This window comes from Flagellimonas sp. L-11 (assembly GCF_056857735.1).
In genome coordinates this window covers 1-12,692 of the sequence record NZ_JBSXNR010000039.1, presented here as the reverse complement: position 1 = coordinate 12,692, position 12,692 = coordinate 1, and the positions used below count along the sequence as shown (strand labels likewise).

Sequence of the window (12,692 nt, the reverse complement as noted above, 5' to 3'; positions counted from 1 at the left end):
CTCAAAACCTTTACAATGAAAAAACTTTCAACCTTACTCATTTTGGGCTTGGTATCGCTTAACCTATCCGCCCAAAAGATGACCAAGGACAAAAAAGCCGTTGTCGCTTCGGTAGAAAAGCACAAAGAAAACCTTATCAAAATCAGTGATTCCATTTGGGCACTGGCCGAAACTGCCTTTGAAGAATCCGTTTCCTCCAAATTACTAGCTGATTATGCAGAGGAAAACGGAATGACCGTGACTCGGGGCGTTGCAGATATCCCAACTGCATTTACTGCCACTTATGGGTCAGGTTCGCCCGTTATTAGTGTATTGGGCGAATTTGATGCACTTCCTGGACTTTCTCAGAACACAGTACCCACTAAAGACCCTAGAATTGAAGGCGAACCAGGTCACGGCTGCGGACACAATATGTTCGGTGCCGCTAGTTTAGGTGCTGCCATTGCCATTAAAGAGCAAATAGAAGCCGGAAACATAAAAGGAACCGTAAAATTCTTCGGAACCCCTGCAGAAGAAAAGTTTTTTGGCAAAGTGTGGATGGTAGAAGCAGGTCTTTGGGACGATGTAGATGTGAATGTAAGCTGGCACCCATCCGCAGAAATTGAGGCCGATGTACAGAGTGGACTGTCTTTAATTGACTTTATGATCGAGTTTTATGGTCAAGCCGCTCATGCTTCTTCCGATCCTTGGAATGGTCGTAGCGCTTCCGATGCATTGGAATTATATACTACTGGAATCAATTACTATCGTGAACACATCAAACCAACGTCGCGTATCCATTATCATATCCAAGATGGTGGGCAAGTGGTGAATGTTGTTCCCGATTATGCCCGCTTGTGGGTCAGGGTCCGCGATCCAAAAAGAGAAGTGATGCTTCCCACTTTTGAACGCGTAAAAGCCATGGCAGAAGGAGCTGCCATTATGGCCAATGTAGATTACAAATATTCATTGATTTCTGGTATTTATGAGACCTTGGTGAACCGTGAAGGAGGTAAAATCATGCAAAACAATTTAGAGCTTTTAGGTCCAATTACCTACACCGAAGAAGAAATTACCTATGGTAAAGCCATTCAAGAAGCTACAGGAAAACCACAGGTGGGCATGGACGGTGAGATACATCCATTGAAAGAAACCGAAGAGCTTCCAGGTGGAGGTTCCACGGATGTTGGCGATGTAAGCTGGAACGTTCCAAACATCAACCTTGGAGTAACCGTAGCACCAAAAGGCACTCCATGGCACTCTTGGGCCGTTGTTGCCTGTGGCGGAATGAGCATTGGACATAAAGGAATGATCTATGCATCCAAGGCAATGGGAATGACCATGTTGGACCTTTTTGACGACCCTAAATTGGTAGAAAAAGTAAAAGAAGAATATAACACCAGAAAAGGTGATGTAAAATATGAGGCCATGATTGATGGTCCACCACCAATTCCTGGTAAATAATTTTAATTATTGTTTGATTGAAAAGCCTGCCAAGAGCAGGCTTTTTGAACTACAAAAAGCACATGTCATTCCTGCGAAAGCAGGAATCCAATGTTAATTAAATATAAAACTTACATCGTGTGAGGAATGACAATAATAACTATTGAATAATGAAAAATCCCGTTCTACAAACCTTTCCATTAAGCACTCCATGGCAAACCTTGGACCCTTTTTTATTTAGTGTATACCATTTGGACCACTTCCCAAAAGGCAATGGGGAAATGGGACCGGATGAATCTTTACTAAAAGGAAGAAACTTGGGAAGTGATTTCAACCCCAACGAAAAATGGCGCATGTACCATGGACAGACCATTCCTGGATTTCCATCGCATCCCCATTGTGGCTTTGAGACCATCACCATTGTAAACAAAGGGTTTTGCGATCATTCCGATTCTTTGGGAGCTGCTGGTAGATTTGGTCAAGGCGATGTGCAATGGATGACAGCCGGAAGAGGTGTGCAACACTCCGAAATGTTTCCGTTATTAAAAGATGAGGAGGAGAATCCTTTGGAATTGTTCCAGATTTGGTTGAATCTGCCCAAAGCTGGAAAATTTGTAGCCCCTCATTTTAAAATGCTTTGGAATGAAGATATCCCGATCGTTGAAGAAGAAAACGCTAAAATTAAGGTAGTGGCGGGTACTTATAAAAATGTAGCACCAATTTCACCCGCTCCTGATTCTTGGGCTGCATCTCCTGAAAACGAAGTGGCCGTTTGGAACCTTCATGTCCATAAAGGTTCGGAATATATGTTGCCAAAAGCAAACAAATCGGTTAATCGTGTGCTATACTTTTATGAGGGCAGTGAAATTCATATTGGTGACAATAAAATCAATCCTAACTTTGGGATTGTGTTGGATCCTAGCGAAGCAGTGGGCATTAAAACTGGTTCGGAAACTGCTCATTTTATGTTATTACAAGGTAAACCCATTGGTGATCCTGTTGCCAAATACGGTCCATTCGTCATGAATACGCAAGCCGAAATCCAAAAAGTGATGGAGGAATACCGTCTTACCCAATTTGGTGGATGGCCATGGCCACACCCAGACAATGTCCATGATAAAAATAGAGGACGTTTTGCTCTTTATCCAGATGGAAAATTGGTAGAGAAATAATCTTCCTAAACATTTTCAAGATTACTTAATTACTCCATGAACGGCGTATTACTTGTACAATAACCAATTCAGCTCTTAGATTTTTTTACACATAAATTTGCGTAGCCATTTAACTACACTTATATTTGTAGCCATATACCTTCATATCATATGAAATTACGACGAGATCCTTTCCAGGCAATTGCAGACCCTACCAGAAGGGCCATTTTAATGTTATTGGCTTCACAGGCCATGACAGCTGGGACTATAGCAGAAAATTTCGATGCTGCGCGCCCTACAATTTCAAAACATCTCAAAATACTTCACGAATGTGATTTGGTCTCTTATACCCAAAAAGGTCGTGAAGTCCGCTATGAATTAAAAATGGATAAATTGAAGGAAATTGATCAATGGCTCTCGCAGTTTAAGAAGATATGGGAAGATCGTTTTAGTAAGCTCGACAATTATTTTACACAAATTCAGAATAAGCAAAAACAATAAAGATGAAACCTAGCCTATTATTTAATTTCACAGTAAACAAAGAAAACAATACAGTATTGGTGGAACGTGAATTTGTCGCCAAAAAAGACTTGGTCTGGGATGCCTTTACAAAGGCAGAAATCTTGGATCAATGGTGGGCTCCAAGCCCATGGGTCTCCAAAACAAAATCCATGGATTTTATAGTTGGTGGTTCCAGGTTTTATGCTATGTGCGGTCCCAATGGCGAGGAACATTGGTCCTTGATGCACTTTACGTCCATTTCTCCAAAGAACAACTTTAAATTTAAAGATGCCTTTTGCGACGAAAACAGGATTGTCAACAATGATTTCCCTCAATCTGAATGGAATTTGGATTTTGAGGACTTAGAAGATACCACCAAAGTAAATATTACCATTAAGCACAAAACATTGAACGATCTTGAAAAAATAATTGAAATGGGTTTCAAAGAAGGATTCACCATTGCATTAAACGGATTGAACACACTTTTAAACAAATAAATAACCAAAAAAATCAGTATGGAAACAATAAGCGTAGCATCCTCAATTTTCGTACCTGTCAAGAAAGTTTGGAACTACTACACTACTCCAGAGCATATAATCAAATGGAACTTTGCCGACCCCAGTTGGCATTGTCCCAAAGCTGAAAACGACTTACGTGTAGGGGGCAGTTACTTGGCCCGTATGGAAGCTAAAGATGGTAGTTTCGGATTTGATTTTGAAGCAGTTTACGATGATATAATCAAAGAAAAGAAAATTTCTTATACCATGGGAGATGGTAGAAAAGCTACTATCCTTTTTGATGGAAACGATAAAGTGACCAAAGTGACCATAACCTTTGATGCCGAAAGTAATAACTCTTTGGAAATGCAAAAAAATGGCTGGCAAGCCATTTTAAACAATTTTGCAAGCTATACAGAAGCCAATTAGTTAAACCCTAACAATATTGGCACCGATGGCACGCAAGCGTTCATCGATGTTTTCATAACCACGATCGATCTGCTCTATGTTGTGGATAGTGGAAGTACCCTTGGCTGAAAGTGCTGCTATTAAAAGGGATACCCCTGCCCTAATATCGGGAGATACCATGGTGGTGGCCTTTAATGTTGATTTAAAGTCGTGCCCAATAACTGTGGCCCGGTGTGGGTCGCAAAGAATAATTTTTGCCCCCATGTCAATGAGTTTGTCCACAAAGAACAAACGGCTTTCGAACATTTTTTGATGGATGAGAACTTCTCCCTTAGCCTGAGTGGCAACCACTAATATGATGCTCAATAAATCCGGTGTCAATCCAGGCCATGGTGCATCGGCAATGGTTAGTATAGAGCCATCTATAAAATTCTGGATCTCGTAGCCATCTTCGTGCTTCGGGATAAAGATGTCATCATCCCTTCGCTCCAAGTTTATTCCCAACTTTCGGAAAACCGTCGGAATTTGACCCAAATCGTCCCAACTTACATTTTTGATGGTAAGTTCGCTTTGTGTCATCGCAGCCAAACCAATCCAACTACCGATTTCAATCATATCGGGCAACATAGTATGTTCGGTTCCACCCAAGGAATCCACACCTTCAATAGTCAACAAATTTGAACCGATTCCAGAGATTTTGGCTCCCATTCGGTTCAACATTTTGCATAATTGCTGTAAATAAGGCTCGCAAGCGGCATTGTAAATGGTAGTCGTGCCTTCGGCCAAAACAGCAGCCATTACAATGTTGGCCGTACCGGTTACCGATGCTTCATCCAAAAGCATGTAAGTACCCTTCAGTTTATCGGCTTCTACTCCGTAGAAATACTCTTCTTTATTGTATCGAAACTTTGCCCCGAGCTTAATAAAGCCTTCAAAATGGGTGTCCAACCTTCTTCGGCCAATCTTGTCACCGCCTGGCTTTGGAATGTATCCCTTGCCAAATCTTGCCAATAATGGACCAACTAGCATAATGGAACCCCGAAGCCCCCTTCCATCTTCTTTGAACTTGGCAGATTGTAAATAATCCAAGTTGATATCGTCTGCCTTAAAAGTATAAGTGCCTTTGCCTTTTTTCTGGATTTTTACACCCAAATCTTCGAGAAGGGCAATCAGTTTATTGACATCGACAATGTCTGGTATATTGTTTATGGTAATTTTCTCTTCTGAAAGTAATACGGCGCAAAGAATCTGAAGTGCCTCGTTCTTTGCTCCTTGGGGAGTAATTTCACCATGTAGTTGGTGTCCGCCCTCTATTCGAAATGTACCCATCTATTCCCTTGGAATTTAATATCTTTTTTTGCGACTTCTTTGCCCTTTTTTACCTCTGTTATTGTTGCTGCTGGATCTAGTGCTGGGTCTATTTTTAAGGAACTGTCCACTTTCCGTTAAGCTTTCCTCACTTTTGGCCAAATCTATTTGTCCGTCACTAAGTTCTTTTAGGTGATTGAAGATTACGGAGTCTTCCACGGTATCCTTGTTCCAAACCAAGTAACATTTTTTCATGTGGTTGGCAATGGCGTATTCCAAACCAGACCTCATATCCCCTTCATCCCATTTCACAGCAACATCAATCATTCTTTTGATATTATTACCATAAAAACGGTATTTTGGGTGGTTTTGCGGGTATTCCAAAGGTTCTGGTCGTTGTTGCAAAACTTCTTTTGAAGTAATCGGGAAAGGTGAATCCACGTCCAATTTAAAATCGGCCATGATAAACAATTGGTCCCATAGTTTGTGCTGAAAATCCGGGACATCCCTTAAATGGGGCTGTAAATTCCCCATTACGCTAATAATGGATTTCGCCACTTTATTGCGTTCGTCTCGGTCTTCAATGGCAACAGCGTGATCTACCATTTTCTGAAAATGGCGACCATACTCGGGTATAAAGAGTTTTGGACGCTCTGTATTGTATTCTAAGTTGTATACTTCGTTCAAATTAATGTATTTAGAAACTTGATTATTGGAAAGTCAATCTGTTAACGACTGCAAATTAAGAAAATTATCGCAAACAATGGGCTTACAGGGAAATTACACCTTCTACCACGGAAACTTCTTTGTATTTTTTTATTACCTCGTCGGGGTTTTTTAAATGCACCATAACGGAAAGACTGGTGTACGTACCCTTTTTTGACTTTTTGGATTCAATAACCGCACCAGTGTTATCAAAAATCTTATTTATCTGGGCTATGCGCTTTTCATCCGTAGGCACTATAAATTTATAGAGATAATCGGATGGCCAATTTGTGGTCTCCAATAATTTTTCCCTAAGCTTTGTATAGAACTCCTCTGTACTCTTTTTATCCATGCCGCATTTTTCTACAAATATATGGCTTAACCTAGAATTTTTTTTCCTTCTGGCGTTTTCATTACTTTGTATAATTAATTTTAAGGTCTTTGGGCAAGAATAAGGTAGTTATCACGGGAGCACCCGGAACGGGCAAAACATCCATAGTAAATGGATTGGAAAGCAAGGGTTTTTATTGTTTTCACGAAATTATTCGGGATATGACCTCCAAAGCCAAGCAAGAAGGGCAGTCCGAGGAATATATTTCCAACCCTTTGGTGTTTGTTGACGATGCCATGCAGTTCAACAAAGATTTGCTTCAGGGCAGAACCGCACATTTCCAACAGTCCTTAAAAATAGATGTTCCCGTAAGTTTTTTTGATCGGGGCATCCCAGATGTGCTCGCTTATATGGACTTTTTTGGTCAGACCTACGACCAACACTTTATTTCCCATTGCGAGAACCACAGATATGATTCTGTTTTTATTGTTCCCCCATGGCAAGAGATATATGTTTCCGACAACGAAAGATTGGAAACCTTTGAGGAAGCCGAAAGCATCCATCATTCCTTGATGAAAACATACACCCAATTTGGCTATAACCCCATCGAAGTGCCAAAAGATGCAGTCCCAAATCGGATTGATTTTATTTTGGAAACACTTAATGAATTATAGTGCATAAGGACACCACAAGCATTTTAAAAAAATTTTGGGGTTATGATGATTTCAGAGGACCCCAAAAGGAAATTATAGATAACGTACTTTCGGGCAAAGACGTTTTGGCCTTAATGCCCACAGGTGGTGGTAAATCCATTTGCTACCAAGTTCCTTCATTGGCCATGGAAGGCATCTGTATTGTAATCTCACCTTTGGTGGCCCTAATTCAAGATCAAGTGGCGCAACTAAAGAAAAGGAACATTAAAGCTGTTGCCCTAACTGGCGGCATTCCCCCAGATGAGCTAAATGACCTTTTGGACAATTGCCTTTATGGCAACTACAAATTCCTGTACCTGTCGCCGGAAAGGTTACAACAACCCATTGTACAGGAGCGCATCCCACAAATGAATATCAACCTTATTGCTATTGATGAGGCCCATTGTATATCGCAATGGGGAAACGATTTTAGACCTGCCTATCTCGAATGTGCCATTTTAAAGGAACTGGTGCCCAATAAACCGATTATCGCCTTAACGGCAACGGCTACCCCACGAGTGGTAAACGACATTGTGGAAAACTTGGAATTGGAAAATGTGGTGATTTTCAAAGATTCTTTCTCCCGCTCCAACATTAATTTTAGGGTAAAGCGTTCCGAGGACAAATTGTATCAGCTTAAAAAATACATGGCCAAAGTCCCTGGAAGTGCCATTGTTTATGTTCGCTCCAGAAAAATGTCCATTTCCTTGGTCAATTTTTTAGTCAAGAATGGTATTTCTGCTTCATTCTTTCATGGTGGAATTCCAAAATCCGATAAAGAAGAAAAACTTAACCTTTGGTTAAGCTTTAAAGTAAGGGCCATGGTGGCCACCAATGCTTTTGGCATGGGGGTGGACAAACCCGATGTTCGTTTGGTAGTCCATTATCATATACCCGATAGTTTGGAAAGCTATTTTCAAGAAGCGGGAAGAGCGGGACGGGACGGTAAACCATCCACAGCCATTATTTTAACTTCAAAAGAGGACAAGGATAAAGCAAAGCAACAGTTCTTGTCCACCTTGCCCGATGTGGCCTTCGTTAAAAAAGTATATTCCAAACTCAACAACTATTTCCAAATATCTTATGGTGAATTGGTCTCGGAGCCTTTGGCCTTCGAATTCAATGCGTTTTGCAAACGGTACGAGTTTAACCCAAACTTGACCTTTAATGCCATCCGCATTTTGGATCAGAATTCCGTTTTATCGCTTGCTGAAAATTTTAAGGAGAAAACCACCCTTCAGTTTGTAGCCTCCAAATCCGGGATATTTGAATATTTGGACAAAAACAGGAAAACTGCCCCGATAATACAGACCATTTTGCGCACATACGGGGGCATTACCGAATATGATACAAAAATTAACCTGTACATGTTGTCCAAAAAAACTGGGGCGAGCGAGGAGTACTTAAAAAAAATTCTCCAACAACTCGCCGACGATGGCATTGTGGAATATCAAAACAATACAAGCGATTTAGAAGTTACTTTTTTGGTACCTAGGGAAGATGATCATACCATTAACCTATTTGCCAAAAAAATCAAGGATTTCAATCAGGTGAAGCAGAACAACATGGCGGCTATGCTAGGCTATGTTTCCAATAAAAAGGTATGCCGTAATATTTACTTACTGAATTATTTTGGAGAAAAGACTGCAGAAAAGTGCGGTACATGCGATATTTGTACCAAGAAAGAAAAGGTAGCATCTCCTTATGATTTGGAGAAAAGAATTATGGAGCTTTTGGAAATTCGCCCCCACAGTTCCCGGCAGTTGGAAAAAGCAATTGGGGCAAACGAAAAAGAACTTTTAAAAACATTGGAAAGACTGCTGGAAGATGAGCTGGTCTCCCTAAATTTTAAGAATGAGTACATCAAAAAATAATTCCCTGCGCATTGTATTTATGGGCACTCCGGATTTTGCCGTGGGTACCCTCAAAAAGATTTTGGAAGCCGATTTTAATGTAGTTGGTGTCATTACCGCACCGGACAGGCCCGCAGGCCGTGGCCGTAAGGTTCAAGAATCTGCCGTAAAGCAATTTGCGGTGCAACATAATTTAAAGGTATTGCAGCCCACCAACTTAAAGGACGCAGCTTTTTTGGATGAACTCAAAAGCCTCGACGCCAATTTGCAGGTGGTCGTGGCCTTTAGGATGCTGCCCAAAGCAGTTTGGCAAATGCCAGAGCACGGTACCTTTAACCTTCATGCCTCCCTCCTGCCCCAATATCGCGGTGCGGCGCCAATCAATTGGGCGATAATAAACGGAGAAACGGAAACAGGTGTCACTACCTTTTTTATTGATGAAAAAATTGACACGGGAAACATCGTACTTCAAAAAACAGAAAAAATACTGCCCAATGACAGTGCAGGAACCTTGCATGATAGGTTAATGGAGCTCGGTGCCGATTTAGTGGTGGATACTTGCAAACAGATTGAAGCCGGAACCGTAACAAGGCAAGCACAAGATGAAAGCTTGGAACTTAAACCTGCACCAAAAATCCATAAGGATACCTGCCGAATTGATTGGAATGCACCTATAAAGGATATTTATAATCATATTCGAGGATTGAGTCCCTATCCTGGAGCTTGGACACAATTTGTAAATGATGGAAAGGCCGACCAAATGAAGATTTTTAAAACCAAAACGGAACAGGCCGAACACGACTACAACGTTGGAAAGCTAGTGGTAGCGAAAAAATCGTTGAAAGTTGCCGTAAAAGAAGGCTATATTTCTTTATTGCAATTGCAACTTCCGGGAAAGCGAAGAATGCAAATAATGGAGGTTTTGAACGGGTTGAATCTTGATAAAGAAGCACATCTTCGCTAAAGCCTTGCCACGATTGGGCTGGGAAAAGTTGTCATTTTTTTCCGACTTTATCAACAAACGTTTCAAGTTATCAACAAAAACCCCTATTTCCCTTGGTTTTACTTGCGTGACTGGCAAATCCATATAAATTTGTTCAGCATTAAAATTATATTAACAACAATTAATTTAATTCCATTATGAACAAAACAGAATTAATCGATGCTATGGCAGCTGATGCTGGCATCACTAAGGCAGCAGCAAAAAAAGCATTGGAATCTTTCTTGGGAAATGTAGAAGGAACGCTTAAAAAAGGAGACAGAGTTTCCTTGGTAGGTTTTGGTTCTTGGTCAGTTTCCAAAAGAAGTGCTAGAGAAGGTAGAAATCCACAAACTGGAGCTACCATTAAGATTGCCGCTAAGAACGTTGTAAAGTTCAAAGCAGGTGCTGAATTGAGCGGTGCAGTAAACTAATCAATTATTTATTTAATATACGAAAGCACTCCTTTTTGGGGTGCTTTTTTAGTTTATATGGTATCTGTTTTTTTTGTATATGTTAAATAATATGTTAAATTTAAATACAAGAAATTACAAGAATGGTAAGTCAAAAGCCAAAAAAAGGAAATTTGCTTGTTGCGGAACCTTCACTTACGGGTGATATTTCTTTCAATAGGTCGGTAGTACTTATTGCTGAGCACAATAACGAAGGCTCGGTGGGCTTTATTTTAAACAAACCTTTAGACTATACCATTTGCGACCTTATTTCTGACATTACAATCCCTTTTCAAGTATTTAATGGCGGTCCAGTGGAGCAGGATAACCTATACTTTATTCATAAAGTACCAGAACTTATTGAAAACAGTATTGAGATTTCTGATGGTATTTTTTGGGGCGGTAATTTTGAAATGACCGTAGAACTTATCAATAGTGGAACAATTACCGAACAGGATATCCGGTTTTTCTTGGGATATTCCGGCTGGGGCACCAGTCAATTGGACCAAGAACTTTCTTCCAAATCGTGGGTAGTGCTCCCAAATGAGTACGAAAGCAATATTCTGGAAAAATCTGCCTATGCTTTTTGGAAAGAGAAAATGGTAGAATTGGGGGGAGATTATCTTCTGTGGTCGAATGCTCCTGAAAATCCCTCGCTCAACTAAACTATCCAATCCGAGCTTTGGCATTTAACTTTCCAACCAAACTCGTGGCCACTTTGGTATCAAATTTCTTTTTCCTGTATTTGCTGATAGGCTGTATGCCCACAATGGAATTGGTGATAAACAGTTCATCCACTTTTTGAAGTTCGAAAGGGGAAATGGATGCTTCTACCAAATCAAGTTCCTCGGTACCGGCGATGATTTTCATAAGGTTTTTTCGGATAATGCCATCCAAGCAACCATCGCTCAAAGGCGGTGTTTTTATCTCCTTGCCCTTCACTGAAAAAAGGTTTCCATTTATAGCCTCGACCACCTTTTTGTCGGTATTGACCAATAAACAGTTGGCATACCCATTTTCTTGGGCATAAACTCCTGCCACCACATTCAATATTTTGTTAGTGGATTTTAGATTGGAGAGCATGTCCTTGTTTACATAATAATCCTTGAACAATTCAACCTCGTAGTCTCCCTCTTCAATAATGTAAAAAGGGGACTCCATAGGGCTGGTCTCAATAAGGTAGGAAACATCATTGGTGCTTGGGGTATACAAGCCTCCCTCGTTTCTAAAAACCGTTAAGCGAACGCGAACCGCACCATTTTCCTGTGCGTTGGCTTTAATGGTATTCTTAATTTCCTCCTCCAAAAACTCCAAGGTAAATTCCATAGGAATTTCCATACGCAGGATACGCATGGAAGCCATTAACCTAAAGTAGTGATCTTCCCAAAAAAAAAGGGTTCCGTTCACATAACGAACCGTTTCAAAAAGGGCATCGCCATATTTGAGGGCTCTGTTGTTGTGGGTGAAAATTGCCTTGTCTTCCGCTAAAAGTGCTCCGTTATAATTGACCATAAAAAAGTCCCGAATTTTATCGGGACCAAAGATACGGTTTAGTTGAGAATCGGACTAGGTAGATCCAAGGACCTGTTTAAGGTCGGATACTTGGTTTTCCCACAGCATTTTAGATTCATCTACTTCGTCTTCCTCTGCAAAATCTGTTATAAATAGGGATACATCCTTTGTAATCTCATCAACTATTATACGCATTTCAAAAAAGGAATCATCCTCACTTTCTTCCCATGCCAATTTCACAAATTCCTCACTTTTACGCTTGAGCATTTTTGCTCTCTCTTCTGCACCATCCCAAATAAATGTGAACATTTCCCCACGGGAATTAACATTGTCGGCATACCATTCAGATAGTCCCGAGGGTGTGGAAATATATTGGTAAAGCAACTGAGGTGAAGCCTGGATCACAAACTCCAGTTCAAATTTAACCTTATCACTCATTGTCGTGTTCTTTAAATCGTTTTTCAACTTTAGTATAGTTTGGGAAGATATAAAAATAAATGTCAAATAATAAATTAATCCTGAATTTTGATTCAGCGAAAATTTAAACATATATTTGCACCCGCTTAGCAAAACCATGGCGAGGTAGCTCAGCTGGTTAGAGCGTCGGATTCATAACCCGGAGGCCGGGGGTTCAAGTCCCCCTCTCGCTACAAATTTCAAAGTCATTTAACTGTATTTCAGTTGGATGACTTTCTTTTTTTTTCCAATACTCTTTTTTTCCTAACTTCATCCATTTAAACGGGTCAATCTCAAAAGTTGTGTGTAAATTGAATTTATAGTTTGAACTTTGTTTTAAAAACTGACCGTATTGGATCCATACATTGACCTACTGAAGGTTCTCCTTCCCGAACTATTGATTACCCATTTCGATATTGCCAAGC

At 40.4% G+C, this 12,692-nt stretch carries 15 protein-coding genes and 1 tRNA gene; 11 read left to right on the top strand and 5 right to left on the bottom strand.

The genetic code is table 11. The features are described from left to right. Positions 1–15 precede the first annotated feature (15 nt). From AC13CC_RS05685 to AC13CC_RS05665, 5 genes are all read left to right on the top strand, one after another. Entirely contained in the window at positions 16–1,443 is a 1,428-nt protein-coding gene (locus AC13CC_RS05685; protein ID WP_326279984.1) for an amidohydrolase, read from the top strand. Positions 1,444–1,592: 149 nt separating this feature from the next. Beyond that, complete coding sequence (locus AC13CC_RS05680) at positions 1,593–2,594, top strand: pirin family protein (protein ID WP_326279982.1); 1,002 nt, start codon at positions 1,593–1,595, stop codon at positions 2,592–2,594. Between the two features lie 150 nt (positions 2,595–2,744). Next, positions 2,745–3,074, top strand: a complete 330-nt coding sequence (locus AC13CC_RS05675; RefSeq protein WP_482876478.1) for an ArsR/SmtB family transcription factor — start codon at positions 2,745–2,747, stop codon at positions 3,072–3,074. Between the two features lie 2 nt (positions 3,075–3,076). Beyond that, positions 3,077–3,571, top strand: coding sequence for an SRPBCC family protein (locus AC13CC_RS05670; RefSeq protein ID WP_326279978.1), 495 nt, complete (start codon positions 3,077–3,079; stop codon positions 3,569–3,571). 18 nt (positions 3,572–3,589) lie between these two features. After that, positions 3,590–4,000 carry an SRPBCC family protein gene (locus AC13CC_RS05665; protein ID WP_326279976.1) on the top strand — a complete coding sequence of 137 codons (411 nt, stop codon included), beginning with the start codon at positions 3,590–3,592 and terminating at the stop codon, positions 3,998–4,000. Here the strand turns inward: AC13CC_RS05665 and murA are convergent, their stop codons facing one another. From murA to AC13CC_RS05650, 3 genes are all read right to left on the bottom strand, one after another. Beyond that, a complete protein-coding gene (gene murA, locus AC13CC_RS05660; RefSeq protein ID WP_326279974.1) occupies positions 4,001–5,308 on the bottom strand; it encodes a UDP-N-acetylglucosamine 1-carboxyvinyltransferase in 1,308 nt (435 codons plus the stop codon). A gap of 15 nt (positions 5,309–5,323) precedes the next feature. Then, positions 5,324–5,974 carry a DUF4290 domain-containing protein gene (locus tag AC13CC_RS05655; RefSeq protein ID WP_326279972.1) on the bottom strand — a complete coding sequence of 217 codons (651 nt, stop codon included), beginning with the start codon at positions 5,972–5,974 and terminating at the stop codon, positions 5,324–5,326. A gap of 82 nt (positions 5,975–6,056) precedes the next feature. Then, a complete protein-coding gene (locus AC13CC_RS05650) occupies positions 6,057–6,344 on the bottom strand; it encodes a DUF493 family protein (protein ID WP_293162717.1) in 288 nt (95 codons plus the stop codon). Positions 6,345–6,433: 89 nt separating this feature from the next. Between AC13CC_RS05650 and AC13CC_RS05645 the strand changes: the two genes are divergently transcribed. From AC13CC_RS05645 to AC13CC_RS05625, 5 genes are all read left to right on the top strand, one after another. After that, positions 6,434–6,997 (top strand): AAA family ATPase, encoded by a 564-nt coding sequence (locus AC13CC_RS05645; protein ID WP_326279970.1) that lies wholly within the window; start codon positions 6,434–6,436, stop codon positions 6,995–6,997. Continuing rightward, complete coding sequence (locus AC13CC_RS05640; RefSeq protein WP_326279968.1) at positions 6,997–8,889, top strand: RecQ family ATP-dependent DNA helicase; 1,893 nt, start codon at positions 6,997–6,999, stop codon at positions 8,887–8,889. The genes AC13CC_RS05645 and AC13CC_RS05640 overlap by 1 nt, the downstream gene beginning before the upstream one ends. Further along, complete coding sequence (gene fmt / locus AC13CC_RS05635; RefSeq protein ID WP_326279966.1) at positions 8,870–9,832, top strand: methionyl-tRNA formyltransferase; 963 nt, start codon at positions 8,870–8,872, stop codon at positions 9,830–9,832. The genes AC13CC_RS05640 and fmt overlap by 20 nt, the downstream gene beginning before the upstream one ends. 176 nt (positions 9,833–10,008) lie before the next feature. Next, positions 10,009–10,281 carry an HU family DNA-binding protein gene (locus tag AC13CC_RS05630; RefSeq protein ID WP_014034238.1) on the top strand — a complete coding sequence of 91 codons (273 nt, stop codon included), beginning with the start codon at positions 10,009–10,011 and terminating at the stop codon, positions 10,279–10,281. Between the two features lie 122 nt (positions 10,282–10,403). Then, positions 10,404–10,964 carry a YqgE/AlgH family protein gene (locus AC13CC_RS05625; RefSeq protein WP_014034237.1) on the top strand — a complete coding sequence of 187 codons (561 nt, stop codon included), beginning with the start codon at positions 10,404–10,406 and terminating at the stop codon, positions 10,962–10,964. 1 nt (position 10,965) lies between these two features. Here the strand turns inward: AC13CC_RS05625 and AC13CC_RS05620 are convergent, their stop codons facing one another. Together AC13CC_RS05620 and AC13CC_RS05615 are read right to left on the bottom strand one after the other, a co-directional pair. After that, complete coding sequence (locus AC13CC_RS05620) at positions 10,966–11,811, bottom strand: aminotransferase class IV (protein WP_326279961.1); 846 nt, start codon at positions 11,809–11,811, stop codon at positions 10,966–10,968. Between the two features lie 54 nt (positions 11,812–11,865). Beyond that, on the bottom strand, positions 11,866–12,249 hold the full coding sequence (locus tag AC13CC_RS05615; protein WP_326279958.1) for an START-like domain-containing protein: 384 nt from the start codon (positions 12,247–12,249) through the stop codon (positions 11,866–11,868). A 138-nt stretch (positions 12,250–12,387) separates the two neighbouring features. On the opposite strand from AC13CC_RS05615, the gene AC13CC_RS05610 reads away from it, so the two are divergent. Continuing rightward, positions 12,388–12,461, top strand: a tRNA-Met gene (locus AC13CC_RS05610). Positions 12,462–12,692 lie beyond the last annotated feature (231 nt).

What these genes read in the sequence shown, in the direction of transcription:
- AC13CC_RS05615 (WP_326279958.1), bottom strand. Translation starts at nt 12,249, where the DNA reads ATGAGTGATAAGGTTAAATTTGAACTGGAGTTTGTGATCCAGGCTTCA.
- AC13CC_RS05670 (WP_326279978.1), top strand. Translation starts at nt 3,077, where the DNA reads ATGAAACCTAGCCTATTATTTAATTTCACAGTAAACAAAGAAAACAAT.
- AC13CC_RS05680 (WP_326279982.1), top strand. Translation starts at nt 1,593, where the DNA reads ATGAAAAATCCCGTTCTACAAACCTTTCCATTAAGCACTCCATGGCAA.
- murA (WP_326279974.1), bottom strand. Translation starts at nt 5,308, where the DNA reads ATGGGTACATTTCGAATAGAGGGCGGACACCAACTACATGGTGAAATT.
- AC13CC_RS05650 (WP_293162717.1), bottom strand. Translation starts at nt 6,344, where the DNA reads ATGGATAAAAAGAGTACAGAGGAGTTCTATACAAAGCTTAGGGAAAAA.
- AC13CC_RS05625 (WP_014034237.1), top strand. Translation starts at nt 10,404, where the DNA reads ATGGTAAGTCAAAAGCCAAAAAAAGGAAATTTGCTTGTTGCGGAACCT.
- AC13CC_RS05685 (WP_326279984.1), top strand. Translation starts at nt 16, where the DNA reads ATGAAAAAACTTTCAACCTTACTCATTTTGGGCTTGGTATCGCTTAAC.
- fmt (WP_326279966.1), top strand. Translation starts at nt 8,870, where the DNA reads ATGAGTACATCAAAAAATAATTCCCTGCGCATTGTATTTATGGGCACT.
- AC13CC_RS05620 (WP_326279961.1), bottom strand. Translation starts at nt 11,811, where the DNA reads ATGGTCAATTATAACGGAGCACTTTTAGCGGAAGACAAGGCAATTTTC.
- AC13CC_RS05675 (WP_482876478.1), top strand. Translation starts at nt 2,745, where the DNA reads ATGAAATTACGACGAGATCCTTTCCAGGCAATTGCAGACCCTACCAGA.
- AC13CC_RS05665 (WP_326279976.1), top strand. Translation starts at nt 3,590, where the DNA reads ATGGAAACAATAAGCGTAGCATCCTCAATTTTCGTACCTGTCAAGAAA.
- AC13CC_RS05630 (WP_014034238.1), top strand. Translation starts at nt 10,009, where the DNA reads ATGAACAAAACAGAATTAATCGATGCTATGGCAGCTGATGCTGGCATC.